This is a genomic window from Accumulibacter sp., from assembly GCF_032229525.1.
Classification (GTDB): Bacteria; Pseudomonadota; Gammaproteobacteria; order Burkholderiales; family Rhodocyclaceae; genus Accumulibacter.
The window spans coordinates 19705-33627 of record NZ_JAVTWB010000204.1; the positions used below are offsets into that span (position 1 = coordinate 19705).

The 13923-nt window shown below is 63.0% G+C and carries 16 protein-coding genes; 6 read left to right on the forward strand and 10 right to left on the reverse strand.

Going from position 1 to position 13923, the window contains the following annotated elements:
* Both RUW20_RS16110 and RUW20_RS16115 read left to right on the forward strand, forming a co-directional pair.
* Positions 1–705: a TRAP transporter small permease gene (locus RUW20_RS16110; RefSeq protein ID WP_313953239.1), complete on the forward strand. Its 705-nt coding sequence runs from the start codon at positions 1–3 to the stop codon at positions 703–705.
* On the forward strand, positions 702–1985 hold the full coding sequence (locus RUW20_RS16115) for a TRAP transporter large permease (protein WP_291994022.1): 1284 nt from the start codon (positions 702–704) through the stop codon (positions 1983–1985). Before RUW20_RS16110 ends, RUW20_RS16115 begins: the two co-directional genes overlap by 4 nt.
* A gap of 273 nt (positions 1986–2258) precedes the next feature.
* Here RUW20_RS16115 and queD read toward each other — a convergent pair whose 3' ends face one another.
* The 8 genes from queD to RUW20_RS16155 all read right to left on the reverse strand — a co-directional run bounded on the left by queD (position 2259) and on the right by RUW20_RS16155 (position 8830).
* Entirely contained in the window at positions 2259–2702 is a 444-nt protein-coding gene (gene queD / locus RUW20_RS16120) for a 6-carboxytetrahydropterin synthase QueD (RefSeq protein WP_313953240.1), read from the reverse strand.
* Positions 2703–2883: 181 nt separating this feature from the next.
* The gene (locus tag RUW20_RS16125; RefSeq protein ID WP_313953241.1) at positions 2884–3321 is read right to left on the reverse strand and encodes a hypothetical protein; all 438 of its coding nucleotides are present in this window, start codon (positions 3319–3321) and stop codon (positions 2884–2886) included.
* A gap of 12 nt (positions 3322–3333) precedes the next feature.
* On the reverse strand, positions 3334–3729 hold the full coding sequence (locus RUW20_RS16130) for a CBS domain-containing protein (RefSeq protein WP_313953242.1): 396 nt from the start codon (positions 3727–3729) through the stop codon (positions 3334–3336).
* A gap of 71 nt (positions 3730–3800) precedes the next feature.
* Entirely contained in the window at positions 3801–4148 is a 348-nt protein-coding gene (locus RUW20_RS16135; RefSeq protein WP_313953243.1) for a P-II family nitrogen regulator, read from the reverse strand.
* Positions 4145–5647: a DUF1538 domain-containing protein gene (locus RUW20_RS16140; protein WP_313953244.1), complete on the reverse strand. Its 1503-nt coding sequence runs from the start codon at positions 5645–5647 to the stop codon at positions 4145–4147. The genes RUW20_RS16135 and RUW20_RS16140 overlap by 4 nt, the downstream gene beginning before the upstream one ends.
* 7 nt (positions 5648–5654) lie before the next feature.
* Positions 5655–5780, reverse strand: coding sequence for a hypothetical protein (locus RUW20_RS16145; RefSeq protein ID WP_313953245.1), 126 nt, complete (start codon positions 5778–5780; stop codon positions 5655–5657).
* A 264-nt stretch (positions 5781–6044) separates the two neighbouring features.
* Complete coding sequence (locus RUW20_RS16150) at positions 6045–8048, reverse strand: acyl CoA:acetate/3-ketoacid CoA transferase (RefSeq protein WP_313953246.1); 2004 nt, start codon at positions 8046–8048, stop codon at positions 6045–6047.
* A 140-nt stretch (positions 8049–8188) separates the two neighbouring features.
* Complete coding sequence (locus tag RUW20_RS16155; protein ID WP_313953247.1) at positions 8189–8830, reverse strand: tetratricopeptide repeat protein; 642 nt, start codon at positions 8828–8830, stop codon at positions 8189–8191.
* Here RUW20_RS16155 and RUW20_RS16160 point away from each other — a divergent pair.
* Positions 8829–9134: a hypothetical protein gene (locus RUW20_RS16160; RefSeq protein ID WP_313953248.1), complete on the forward strand. Its 306-nt coding sequence runs from the start codon at positions 8829–8831 to the stop codon at positions 9132–9134. The two genes, RUW20_RS16155 and RUW20_RS16160, sit on opposite strands and share 2 nt — an antisense overlap.
* A gap of 114 nt (positions 9135–9248) precedes the next feature.
* On the opposite strand, the gene RUW20_RS16165 is transcribed toward RUW20_RS16160, so the two are convergent.
* Positions 9249–9695 (reverse strand): DUF995 domain-containing protein, encoded by a 447-nt coding sequence (locus RUW20_RS16165; protein ID WP_313953249.1) that lies wholly within the window; start codon positions 9693–9695, stop codon positions 9249–9251.
* 330 nt (positions 9696–10025) lie between these two features.
* Here RUW20_RS16165 and RUW20_RS16170 point away from each other — a divergent pair, with 330 nt between their 5' ends.
* Genes RUW20_RS16170 through dinB form a run of 3 tightly spaced genes read left to right on the forward strand, consistent with a single transcriptional unit; the run spans position 10026 to position 13024 of the window.
* Positions 10026–10607, forward strand: a complete 582-nt coding sequence (locus RUW20_RS16170) for a DOMON-like domain-containing protein (RefSeq protein WP_313953250.1) — start codon at positions 10026–10028, stop codon at positions 10605–10607.
* Positions 10608–10618: 11 nt separating this feature from the next.
* Positions 10619–11830 (forward strand): DUF1343 domain-containing protein, encoded by a 1212-nt coding sequence (locus RUW20_RS16175; protein WP_313953251.1) that lies wholly within the window; start codon positions 10619–10621, stop codon positions 11828–11830.
* Between the two features lie 36 nt (positions 11831–11866).
* Positions 11867–13024 (forward strand): DNA polymerase IV, encoded by a 1158-nt coding sequence (gene dinB / locus RUW20_RS16180; protein ID WP_313953252.1) that lies wholly within the window; start codon positions 11867–11869, stop codon positions 13022–13024.
* A 53-nt stretch (positions 13025–13077) separates the two neighbouring features.
* Here dinB and RUW20_RS16185 read toward each other — a convergent pair whose 3' ends face one another.
* Complete coding sequence (locus tag RUW20_RS16185) at positions 13078–13608, reverse strand: hypothetical protein (RefSeq protein ID WP_313953253.1); 531 nt, start codon at positions 13606–13608, stop codon at positions 13078–13080.
* Between the last annotated feature and the right edge of the window lie 315 nt (positions 13609–13923).

Below are 13923 nucleotides of genomic sequence, written 5' to 3' on the forward strand. Positions count from 1 at the left end.
ATGAAAATACTTGATCACCTGGAGGAATGGCTGATCACCTTCCTCATGGGGGCTGCGACGACGATCATCTTTGCTTCAGTCGCGCATCGTTACGCGGCTGGCTATCCGATCCCGATCGTGCAGGATTGGCTGCTGTCACTGAACTTCGGCTGGGCGCAGGAACTATGCATCATCATGTTCGTCTGGATGGCGAAGTTCGGCGCGGCGTACGGCGTGCGCACCGGTATTCACGTCGGCGTCGACGTGATGATCAACAGCTTGAACGACCGCAACCGCAGTAAGTTCATCGTCTTCGGCATGCTCGCTGGCGCCTTGTTTACCGGCGTCGTCGGTACCTTGGGCGCGTTCTTCGTATGGGACAACGGCGCCCATTACGCGATCTTCCAGTTTCTCGGCCTGGACACCAGCGACATGTTCTCGGGGCCAACGACGCCCGACCTCGAGTGGCCGACCTGGGTGGTCTATAGCGCCATTCCGCTCGGTTCGTCGTTGATGTGTTTCCGTTTTCTGCAGGTCACGGTGAGCTTCCTCAAGACCGGCGAGTTGCCGCACCACGATCACGGCCACGTTGATGGACTCGACGAGGAAGGGGTTCCGGATGTAGCCGAGCCCTACAAGATGGAGGACAACCTGCATCCCCATGACCGGACGTACGACAAGCGTCATCCGGAAGATCGCTCGGGCAACGGAGACAAGCAACCATGAACGCCATGATCATATTCACGATGTTGCTGTGCCTGATGCTCACGGGTATGCCGATCTCGATCTCGCTCGGCCTGACGGTGCTCAGCTTTCTCTTTCTGTTTACTCAGGTGCCGCTGGAAGCGGTAGCCCTGAAGCTGTTCACCGGCATCGAAAAGTTCGAGATCATGGCCATTCCGTTCTTCATTCTGGCGGGCAACTTTCTGACTCACGGCGGTGTCGCGAGACGGATGATCAGGTTTGCAACCAGTATGGTCGGGCACTGGTACGGTGGCCTCGGCCTGGCCGGTGTGCTCGCCTGTGCGCTGTTTGCCGCCGTCTCTGGATCGTCACCGGCGACGGTTGTCGCGATTGGCTCGATCCTGATGCCGGCGATGCTCAAGGCCGGCTTCCCGAATCGCTTCGGCGCCGGCGTCATCACTACCTCGGGCGCACTCGGTATCCTGATTCCGCCGTCGATCGTGATGGTCATGTACTCGGTGGCGACCAACACCTCGGTCGGCGCACTGTTCATGGCCGGCGTCATTCCCGGAATTGGCCTGGCGATGGTGCTCGGTGGCGTCACCTGGTATCGCGCCAGGTCGAACAACTACCCGCGCATGGCCAAGTCGTCGGGAGCCGAGCGTTTCAAGGCTTTTCGTGAATCGGCCTGGGGCCTGCTGTTGATCGTGATCGTCATGGGCGGTATCTACAGCGGCATATTTACGCCGACCGAGGCCGCGGCGATGAGCGCCGTTTATGCTTTCATCGTTGCCGTCTTCGTCTACAAGGACCTGTCACTCAGCGACGTGCCGCGGGTCCTGCTCAACTCGGCAAACATGTCGGCGATGCTGCTGTACATCATCACCAACGCCGTGCTGTTCTCGTTCATCATGACCAACGAGAACATCCCGCAAGCCTTGGCCGACTGGATGCTGGGGCACGGGCTGGGCTTGATCGCCTTCCTGTTGGCGGTGAACGTGATCCTGCTGCTCGCCGGCAACTTCATGGAGCCGTCGTCGATCGTGCTGATCTTTGCGCCGATTCTCTTTCCGGTAGCGATGAAACTGGGGATCGATCCGGTGCACTTCGGTATCCTGATGGTGGTGAACATGGAGGTGGGTATGTGCCATCCGCCGGTCGGCCTCAACCTCTACGTCGCCTCCGGGATTACCAAGATGGGGATTACCGAGCTGACCGTGGCCGTCTGGCCCTGGTTGCTGTCGATGCTCGCCTACCTCGTTCTCATCACCTACGTGCCGATCATCTCGACCTGGCTGCCGACCAGGATGGGCATGATGTAGGGACGCCTCACAGAAGCTGGTGCGGGCAAAGGTACGCGTGCGGGAGACCCGCACGCGTACCTTTTTTTCGCTGGCCGTCGCTTGCCTCCGGGATCTGGTGTGCGTCGGCGAGGCGCGGCAAATTCAGCCGCGCCAGAGCCTCATCGAGGTCGGAGACGGCCACCCGCAAGCGCCGCTGGACTGCCGCTGAACTCGGTGGTCAGCGATGATCATCGTCGAGCGGGACTAGTCCTGCGCCGGGGCCGATTGATGGACCGGAGACCCTGCCGCAGCCTACCCGCGAACCGCCTCCGCCCAGCAATTGGGCGTTTCGTAGAGACGCAGGCGCTCGAGACGCAGGTGATTGCCGTAGCTATCGTGATAGATGTCGTCGAGAACCGAGAATGCTTTCTGGGCGAGATTCTCCGCGGTCGGAACGCAATCGAGGAGCACCGTCTTGTGTCCCGGCAGCGACTGCAGGAACTCGACCACCGGCCGGTCTCCGGCGTAGACCAGAAACGCGTGATCCCAAGCGTCGACCAGATGCTTCCTGGCCAGGTCCTTGACCTCGGAAAAATCCATCACCATGCCGTTCGCCGGGTCGCCCGCCTGGCGGATGATGTCGCCGCCGAGCGTGATCTCGATCGCGTAGCGATGACCGTGCAGATGACGACACTGGCTGTTGTGGTCGGGAATGCGGTGGCCCGCATCGAATTCAAGGCGACGGGTGATGAGCATCGGGAAAGCGCGAGGAAATGAGCCGCGATTATAGCACCGGCGACCCGCTGTCCCCGACACCGCGGGGCGGCGTCGGCGAGGTCCGGGCGACCCCGATGATCAGCGCGAGGGGCCCGCCCGGCAGTGGCGTGGCGCTCAAAAACCGCAAGCGGTGTTCAGCCGCAGCACGGCCAAGCGTCCCTCACTCGCTGACGGTGATCTGCAGCGGCGCCATTTCCTTGTACAACAGTGGCAACGGGGCCTTGCGGGAGATGGTGATGATCCGCGTCCCCGGCGGATGGATCAGATGGTAGGTCAGATACATGTGCGCCTCGCCGGCGCCGAGCAGCAGTTCGCGCAAGGCGGCGTAGCCCGGATGCCCGAGAACGTTCCTCTGGTCGAAGGTGCGTCGGTTGAGCCTGACCAATCGCTCGCCAACCTCGAGTGCCGGCTCTTGTGCTCCCAGCAGTTCGTGCGTCAGCATGCGCCGGATGTCGGGCAAGACCACGACACCGACGGCGTCGGCGCCGACCAGCCACTCGACCGCCCGGCCTTCGCCACCGGGGTCTGGTGCATGGTCGCCAAAAGCCTGGCACCAGCGGGGAATGTAGGCCGAATAGCGGCGAATGGTCTTTTCCATAGATGGCGGCTTCTACTGTTCCTGTGCCGCCCGTTCAATGAGGCTGCCCACCACATCGGTATCCGAGACGAAGCCCTGCAGGTCGTTGTTGTCGATCACCAGCACGCTTTTCACCGAATACTGAATCATCAGCCGGGCCAGATAGCGAACCTCCAGATGCTGCGAGACCTGCAGCGCCGGCTTCTGCGCGATGTCATAAACATTGAGCAAATCGATATCGCCGTCGTCGGCGATCACCGCCCGGGCCACGTCACGATAAGCGATCAGGCCGTGCGCATCGCCAGAATGGCGCTTCTCCACCACCAGCGACTTGACGCCGCGCTCCTTCATCATCATCAGCGCGTCGCGCACGGTCGCCAGCGGGCTAATGGTGATGACGTCTTTCTTCATGATTCCGGCAACCAACATTGCAAGGACTCCTTCACTCAATGATTCTTTTCACTAATCGACGCGGCACGCGGCCGACGGTTCGAGGCGGCTCAAATGTCATCCTCCACTTCACGGCGAAAGAGCTTCATCTGCTCCAGGCCGATCCCGACGACGCTGCCGAGCGCTACCGAAAAAGCCAGACCGCCGCCCGGCAGGTCGAGTTTCAAGTGCAGCTTGACCGCCCTGAGAATGCGCATCGCCAGTTGCTGCTCCGTGACGCAGAGCAGCAGTGTCTCCTTCCGCTCCAGGCCGAGGCCGAGGAAGGTCTTGCGCTCGTTGTGCCGCAAGCCCTTGCCCTTGAGAATGGTAAGACCCGTGGCACCGGCCTGCTTGAGAAGTTCAACCGCACGATTCTCCTCCTCGTCCGGGACGATCAGCACAACAGCAGAAAATTTCATGAAGCTTTCTCCTTGACCGGTTTCCTTGACTTCAGCAACAAGGTGGCGATGATGCCATAGGACATGACGATGATCATTGGTGTTAACGAGGCGAAAGCAATCAGGCCAAAACCGTCAATCATCGGATCCCGACCAGGTGTGCGTTCTGCGAGGCCAACGCCGAGTGCAGTCACCAGCGGGACAGTCACCGTCGAAGTGGTTACACCGCCACAGTCGAAGGCGATTGGAACGATGAAGCGTGGCGCGATCTTGGTCATGGCGATCACCAACAGGTAGCCCGGGATAAGCCAGTAGGCAATCGGGGTGCCGTCGACAATTCGCGCACAGCCGATCACCAGGCCAACGCCGACACCGATCGAAACCAGCGCCCGCAGAAAGAAGCCCTTGAGTTGCCCCAGACTCACTTCGTCGGCCTTGATCGACAGCGCGATCAGCGCGGGTTCCGCCATCGTCGTGGCGAAACCGATCAGGAAGCCATAGAGGTAGAGCACCCACATCGCCGAACCTTCCTGCATCAGGCCACGGGTCATCTCGTCGCCGAGTGGGAAGAGACCGATCTGCAATCCTTCGTCGAACAGGTAAAGACCCACGGCCACGAAAAGCATGCCGACCGCCAGGCCCTTGGGGTCGGCAAGTGGCCGCCGCAAGATGACGAAGCTCGAGAACAGGACGACGGCAATGATCGGCAACAGGTTCTTGACCATGCCCAGGAAGTTGACCAGCATCGCCATCGCACCCAGGTGGTGCTGATCATCGGTGGGCATCATGACCACCGCGACGCCGGGATCGGCCGCGACAAAAAACAGGATGCCGTAGAGTTGGATAACGATCATCGGAGCCAGTGCGCCAAAGGCGATGAGCCCGAAGCCGTCGAGCATCGGGTTACGGCCACGAATCGTTGCGGCGAGGCCCACGCCCATGGCGGTCAGCAGCGGGGCCGTCACCGTGGAAGCGACGACACCGCCCGAATCGAACGCCAGACCGACCAGTTCCGGTGGCGATATTGCCGTCAGAGATACGACGATCAGATAGCCGGGAATCAGGTAGAGCGCGATCGGATGCCCGAGCACGATCCGCCATACGCCCACCATTATCGACAAGCCAACGGCGAGTGCAGCCACCATGCGCAGGGTCATGGCGCCCATGCTGCCACCTGAAACCGCCTCGGCCTTGTACGCCACGGCCATCAGCGCCGGCTCGGCGGCGACCGAAGCGAAGCTGATGCAGAACGCAAAAGCCATCAGCCACAGGAACGAGCCCCGGCGGGCGAAATCGAAGGCCATCGTCTCGCCGGCAGGAAAGATCGCGGCATCCAGCCCTTTGACGAACAAGGCCAGGCCGATGAGGACAGCGCCAAAGCCGCCGATCAGCGCGCCGAGGTTGTCGGGCATGCGCTGGATGAAGAATCCCTGGAAGATGGCGACGACAATCAGCGTCGGCGCCAGATCTCTCCCTGCTTCGTGCAGAAGTTCGCGGACGAGGCGTAGAAGGGACCCCATACGTGCGCTAGGCCGCTACGACGGACCGCAGCAGGCGGCTCGACAGTAGTGAGGGACATTCGCGCAGGTGGGTCATCGGCTTTTCCAGAGATCGATCGAGACGCAAGTCGTCGTCGGCATCGAGCCAAATCATGACGCAGATCTCCCCGCACGGCAAGACTGCGGCATGAAAAGGCGAGTCGCCCGACCACAACTGCGTCGCCGTGTCGCCACGCGCGCGCGCGCCACCATCAATGCGTTCGGGATATGTTTTGCGGCGTGATGAAGGGAGATCCCAGCGAGAAATCCGATGCCCAAACCAGCGCCGCGAAGACACGCTGCGGGTCACCTCGCGTCAGCAAGAGAACACCGACGCCCGGCGGCCACGCGCCTGGTTCGCTGGCCAATCCGGCAAGCTTCATGACGAGCCGAAATGCCTCTGCGCCTCGGCCTCGCTGGCAAACAGATGCGCTGGCAGCTGCTGCTTTTCCAGCGCCTCGGCCAACCGCAGACGAAGAAAGGTACTGGAAGTGTAGCGAGTCACGTCATGGTAATGACGGTCCATCAGGTCCTTGACCATGCCGATGTAGTCATCAACCAGTTCGGGTACGATCGAGAAGCGATCGTAGTTGACGATCGCATTTACCTTGTGCCCGATCGGGGCCAGCCGGCCCTCGACAGCTAACCGAATCTGCTCGATATCAGCCGTGTCGCGCACGTTCAGACCGGCAAAATCGACGAAGAAAAGGTTCTTGGCATCGTCATAGGAGAGGCGGTCACGCATCGGCATGGCGAGCAGCGCCGGGCGGATGTTCATCGGCTCGTCGCTGAAGATACGCGCGTCCATCACCGACGGTTCGCCGCGCATGATCGGAGCGAAATCCATTTTGTCGAGGATATCCTTCTGCAGGTCGATACCTGGCGCGATCTCGACCAGTTCGAGCCCCTCGGCACAGAGACGGAAGACACAACGCTCGGTGATGTAGAGCACGGTTTGGCCCCACTTCACGGCCTGTGGGCCACTGAAGGTGCGGTGTTCGACGGCATCGACGAACTTCTTCGCCTTGCCGTCTTCGACAATGCGCAGCTTGCCGCCTTCGATCGCCACGTCCAGACTGCCGGCGGTGAACGTGCCGACGAAGACCACCTTCTTGGCATTCTGCGAAATGTTGATGAAGCCACCGGCGCCGGCCAGGCGGGGGCCAAACTTGGAGACGTTCAGATTGCCCTCGCGGTCGGCCTGGGCCAGACCCAGGAAAGCGATGTCAATGCCGCCGCCGTCGTAGAAATCGAACTGGCTGGGCTGATCGATAATCGCCTGCGCGTTGGTTGCTGCACCGAAGCTGAGCCCCCCCGCCGGAATGCCACCGATCACGCCTGGCTCGGCAGTCAGCGTCAGCAGGTCGATCACCTGTTCCTCGGCAGCGACGTTGGCCACCCCTTCCGGCATGCCAATGCCCAGGTTGACCACCGCGTTGGCCCGTAGCTCGAGGGCCGCGCGGCGCGCGATGATCTTGCGCTCACTCATCGGCATCGTCTCGATTGCCGACATCGGCACCCTGATCTCGCCGGCGAAGGCCGGACTGTACTGCTCGATGAAGGTCTGCATGTGGTATTCGGGCTTTTCGGCGACCACCACGCAGTCCACGAGAATGCCCGGGATCTTGACCTGGCGCGAGCTTAGCGTGCCACGCTCGGCAATCCGCTCGACCTGCACGATGACCATGCCACCCGAATTTCTGGCAGCCATGGCGATGGCCTGGGCTTCCAGCGTCAGCGCTTCGCGTTCCATGGTCACGTTGCCATCGGGATCGGCCGTGCTGCCGCGGATGATGCCGACCGTGATCGGAAAGCACTTGTAGAACAGGTATTCCTCGCCGTCGATCTCCATCAGACGGACGATATCGACGGTGGTTTTCTCGTTCAGCTTGCCGCCGCCAAAACGTGGGTCGACAAAGGTGCCGAGGCCGACCCGGGTGAGCGTCCCCGGCTTGCCCGCGGCAATATCCCGGAACATGTGCGTGATCACCCCCTGCGGCAGGTTGTAGGCCTCGATGCGATTGGCTACCGCCAGTTGCTGTACTTTGGGAACCAGCCCCCAGTGACCGCCGACGACGCGCTTGAGCAAACCATCGTGACCGAGATGATTAAGGCCGCGCTCTTTGCCGTCACCCTGCCCGGCGGCGTAGACCAGCGTCAGGTCGCGTGGGCTGCCAAGGCCGGAGGGGTCACTCGCGGCCGCCTCGAGAAAACGCTGCTCGAGCGCCACGGCGATGTTCTCGGCAAAGCCGATTCCGACGAAACCACTGGTGGCGACGGTATCGCCGTCATTGATCAGGCGCACCGCGGCGCGTGCGGAAACGACCTTGCCGGTATCGGAAACACGCAGCGAGGCGGCCATGGGGTGATGGGCAAGGGGCATGAGGGGTCTCCTGGGCTCGATGAGTCTGGCCGGCGGTCAGATGACCTTCGGTGAGTGGCGTGGCAGACGGCGATGATAATGCACCGCGCCACCGATGGAACGCCGCAGGTGAGAGATCGGCAAGCGGGTCGGCGAGTCGATCAGAAAGGCAGCTCGGGGATCAGCGGCCCGAGATCGTCTTGCCGCCCGGCGTCGCGCACCAGCCTGGCGGCGAGTTTGGAGTCGAAGCCGAGCAGTCGTTCGACGATTTCCTCGACCTGCTCGGACTGCCCCGCCTGGTGACAAGCCATACCCCACAGATAGTAGGCGTCGCCGTGCATCGGTTGCAGTTCGACGGCGCGGGCAAAAGCGTCGGCCGCCGCGGCATGCTCGCCCAGGTGGGCATACGCCAGACCCATGCCGTACCAGGCGTGATCGAGCGCCGGCTGGAGGCGCACGGCCTCGGCGAACGCAGCGATCGCTGCATGCGGACGGCCCGCCTGCTCGAGAACGAAGCCGTGGTTGTAATGCGTATCGGCATCAGCCGGCACCAGGCGCAGACTTTCGATAAACCATTTGTCGGCTACCTCATAGCGCTTGCGGTCGGCGGCGATACAGGCCAGATGGCGCGCCGACTGCACGTCGTCCGGCTGGCGACGAAAAGCCTTGCGATACTCGACGAAAGCTTTTTCCTCGCGACCGAAGAAACGCCACAGCCGAGCCCGGGCATAATGTCGCCAGTAGTCGAAATCGATCTGCAAACCGACGCCCTCGCGGCCGAAAAAACAGCCCGAAGATACCATGAGCTACCCCGATCTGTTTGTCGTCTCCATCCTGCGGGCGCTGGTCGAAGTCGCCCTGCTCTCCCTGCTCGGACAGGGCGCGGTCGGACTGCTGTCGGGAGCAAGGCGCGAAACCAATCCGATCTACCTGCTGTTCCGCGTCGTCACCAGGCCGGTAGTGCGGATGCTTCGCTGGCTGACCCCCAGGATAATCGTCGACCGGCACCTGCCCGTCCTGGCCTTCTTCCTGATGTTCTGGCTGTGGATATCACTCGCCTACGTCAAGCGGCTGCTCTGCGAGCAGCACGGGCTGGCGGGCTGCTAAGGCCAGCGACTCGGCGCAACCCGCAGGCCCGCGCAGGTGAATCGTCACCCGACGCGGAGCGCCATTGCGCGTGCCAACGGTGAGGCCATAGTCGCTGCGGGGACGATCAATGCCTCAATGCGAGAACGCAAGTTCATGCGCCACGCTGGATTGATCGGAGGTCGACTTGACGCCGAAGTACTTGTCCCCGGACTTGAAAACGAACCGGCACCATTGTTCCGTTGTTCTCTTCCATTCCAGGAGGACGCAATAAGTGCCGTTGTCGGCCAGTTGCCAAGTCCCACGGGCAGAGGCATGGACCCCCGCGGTGGAGGAGGAGCCTCCACGATTGTCCGAGGACGCGACGAGGCTGCCATCCGCGGAGTTCTCCCAATTGCGCGTGGAACCCTGGCCAGTTCTACTTTGTACCTTTGCCCCGGGGAGCAGGGCTTGCAGTTCATCCTTCGATAACTGGGTTGCCCCCTGGGCGTTGAGATCGCTCAGCTTCAAGCTGTTTGGTTCCTGTCCGAGAACCTGGGTTGAAGCGCAAACCAGCAGAATCGCGGCAAGGGCTGTTCTCACGACTAACTCCTTTCAGGTGATGGCTCCGGATCGAGTTGCCCCCAAGCGTGGCGCGGCGCTGCCGCCGCCAAAATATCGGCCTCAGTGCCGACCAATCGCGGCAGGGTGGCCGCGTTCAAGTCGAACAGCCGACGCCCAGGGTTGCGGTTGATTGTAGCCGTAGAGTGCCGGGGATCAAGCCTCTTCTTGCCTGACTGGAAAGGCCTGGCCGGCGTTCCCCACCGGGAGCGCCCTCGGCAAGCAATAAGGCGACGACGCGCGGAAGAAACAGCGCTGAAACGGCTAGAATCCTCCACTGACCTGCTGACCTGCGGCTGCAAACACCGACCGATGTTTCCGACTGACTTCGTGCTAACCCTGCTTCGCCATCCCGCCACCCCCGCACCGGTGGTGCGGTTGATCGACGTTCACGCTTGCCGCAGCATCGACGGTCATCTTGAGCTTGCCTGGTGCCTGCGCGGCGACATGGCGCGCCTGCTGATCCCCGAGCCACGCACCGACGGCTGCGCCGACGGACTGTGGGAACATACCTGTTTCGAGGCCTTTGTCGGCGTCGCTGGCGACCCTGGCTACCGTGAGTTCAACTTTTCGCCTTCCGGCCAGTGGGCGGCCTATGCATTCTCGAGCTACCGGCAGCGCGACGAAACCCTGGCGCTGCTCGCGCCGCCGCGGATCAGCGCCAGGCTGTTTGCCGGCCGGCTCGAACTCGAAGCCACCCTGACGCCCGGCATGCTGCCACCGACAGCAGCCGGGACAGCGCTGCAGATCGGTCTTGCCGCAGTGGTCGAAGCCGCCGACACCATCGACGGCAGCCACAGCTACTGGGCGCTGCGCCACCCGGCGGCACTGCCCGACTTTCACCATCGCCACGGCTTCGCGCTCGAACTGGCGCCGCCGCAACACCCCTGCTGAAGGAAACCCGAATGTCCGCCATCGAATTCGGCCTCGACCGACTGCTCAACGACCCGGAACTGCGCAAGCCGCTGCACGCTCGCCGCCTCGCTTTGGTCGCCCACCCTGCTTCAGTCAGCGCCGGACTGACGCACGCCCTCGACGCGCTGGCGGCCCTGCCCGACCTGCACCTGACCGCGGCCTTTGGCCCGCAACATGGCTTGCGCGGCGACAAGCAGGACAACATGGTCGAGTCAGCCGATTTCATCGACCCGGCGCATCGCATCCCGGTGTTCAGTCTGTATGGCGAGGTGCGCCGCCCAACGCCGGAAATGATGGACACCTTCGACGTACTGCTGATTGATTTGCAGGACATCGGCTGCCGCATCTACACCTTCATCACGACTCTGCGCTACCTGCTCGAGGCCGCCGCCAAGTACGGCAAGGCGGTGTGGGTCCTCGACCGACCGAACCCGGCTGGCCGCCCACTCGAGGGTTTGCTGCTGCGCTCTGGCTGGGAGAGCTTTGTCGGCGCCGGGCCACTACCGATGCGCCATGGCCTGACGATGGGCGAGCTGACCTGCTGGTTCATCGCCACCTTTAACCTCGATGTCGACTGCACGGTGATTACCATGCACGGCTGGACGCCCGCGTCAGCCCCTGGCTACGGCTGGCCTCTTGACGAACGAAGCTGGATCAACCCCAGCCCGAACGCAGCGAACGTTTCAATGGCCCGTTGCTACGCCGGCACCGTCCTGCTCGAAGGCACGACCCTCTCGGAGGGTCGCGGCACGACCCGCCCGCTGGAACTGTTCGGCGCCCCCGACATCGATGCTGGCAAGCTGATCGCCACCATGCACACCCTCGCCCCGGACTGGCTGCTCGGCTGCCGGCTGCGTCAGTGCTGGTTCGAGCCGACCTTCCACAAACACACCGGCAAGCTGTGCCAGGGCGTCCAGATTCACGTCGACGACGAGCACTACCAGCACCCCTGGTTTCGCCCCTGGCGCCTGCAGAGCCTGGCTTTCAAGGCCCTGCGGCAACTACAGCCGGACTACCCCCTGTGGCGCGACTTCGCCTACGAGTACGAAAGCACGCGGCTGGCGATCGACCTGATCAACGGTTCACCGCTGCTACGCGAGTGGGTCGATGACCCGCAGGCGGCGCCGGCCGACCTCGACGCCTTGAGCCGGGCCGACGAAGACGCCTGGGAGAAGACGCGGCAGGAATTCCTGCTCTATTGAAGCCGCCGGTTTGAAACTCCATTTGCCAGGGCATCGGTGAACACGCCGCCACGCCGCATCGCCCATCTCGATATGGACGCCTTCTACGCGTCGGTCGAACTGCTGCGCTACCCGGAATTGCGTGGCCTGCCGGTAGTGATCGGCGGCAGCAGCGCGCAGCAACCCGACGTGCTCGCCGACGGCAGCCGCCGCTTCGCTCGGCTGCGCGATTACGTCGGCCGCGGCGTGATCACCACCGCGACCTACGAAGCGCGCGCACTGGGTGCCTTCTCGGCAATGGGCATCATGAAAGCGGCCCGACTGGCGCCGGAAGCGATTCTGCTGCCGGTCGATTTCGCCGCCTACCGCCACTACTCGCGCCTCTTCAAGGCCGCCGTCGCGCGCCTCGCGCCAGAGATCGAGGACCGTGGCATCGACGAGATGTACATCGATCTCAGCGCCCTGCCCGGCGACACCCGCCAGCTCGCCCAGCGCCTCAAGGACGCGGTGCACGAGGCGACCGGGCTGTCGTGCTCGATCGGCGTCGCGGCCAACAAGCTGCTGGCCAAGATCGGCTCCGACCTCGACAAGCCGGACGGCCTGACGCTGCTCGTGGCGGACGATATCCCGCTACGCATCTGGCCGCTGGCGGTGCGCAAGATCAACGGCATCGGCCCGAAGGCGAGCGACCGCCTGGCCACCCTGGCCATCCACAGCATCGGCGAACTGGCACGTGCCGAAGCGGAGTCGCTGCGCCAGCACTTCGGTCGCAGCTACGGCAGTTGGCTACTGGCGGCGGCGCACGGCATCGACGAACGACCGCTGGTCACCTCGTCCGAGCCGAAATCGATCAGTCGCGAGACGACCTTCGAACGCGATCTGCACCCGCGTGACGACCGCGCAACCCTGAGTGGAATTTTCACGAAATTGTGCACTCACGTCGCAGAGGACCTTGCCCGCAAGGACTATCTGGGCCGAACGATCGGCATCAAGCTGCGCTTCGCGGATTTTCAGACCGTCACCCGTGACCTCACCCTGCCCACCGCCGTCGGCGACCCACAGGCCATCCGCCGCGCTGCCGGCGAATGCCTGCGTCGGGTTCCGCTCGACCGCAAGCTCCGCCTGCTCGGCGTTCGGGTCAGTGCGCTTTCAGCGCGGCGGCCTGCCGAGGATCAGCCGCCACCGCGCCAGGGAGAGCTGGTGCTGACCGCCTAGCGCGCGCGGCGCGGCGCGACTGCTTGCCCCTAGCACGATTCATCCAGCGTTCGTCAATGCCCGCAAAAGGGCGCAACACCACTCCACCCTCGCAGGTCCGGATGCTGCCCCGTCGAACGCACAACGCCTGTGCTGCCGTCGAACATGACGTCGAAGAACTCCTGCACATTCCAATCGTTGCAGAACAACCATGACCAGGCGAGCGTATTGCTCCGCGAGTAATACTGGGTCCACATCGGCCCCGACGGGCCAAGGATGCGCAACACCTCGTCCTTGCTCATTGCCACCTGGACACGCGCAAAATTTTCCGTGTTCAGCACCTTTTCGATACGCTGTAGTTTCCCATCCGGCCCGACAAAGGCCATGAAAGTCTGCGTACCCACCGGACCACGCGGGTAGGCCAGTTGTTCACTTCCATCCGGATTTTTCCAGATCATCGCCGGCGCGCCCATCGAGGCAACGACCTCCGGCAGCGTCGACACGCCCGGCTTGAGATTGCTGCCGCTGTAACCGGCGCAGCCGGCAACAAGCAGAGCACCGGAAACAATCAACCCGCGCACCCATATTGCATATATTTTGTTCATTTCGCCTCCATCTCGATCAAGGATTGACTTCAATCTTGCACACGCGTGTCGCCCATCAGGGACACCCACTCCCGGCGGCCTTCGACGAGCATCGCTGACGCCGGTTACCGCCGCTTCAGCGCTGATTATTGCCGATTGCGCGCCAGCCAAGCGTGTGGTCGGAGCCATTTCTGATTTGGCGCGCTCAGCGGCGTGCCAGCGGTACCGTCAAATAGCCCGACGCAGTGCCGCTGAGCTCGCGCCACAGCTCGCTGATCGGCACGCGGTTGCGTGCCGTATGATCGACCCACTCGGTTGGCGCCGCCGTGCCGGGGT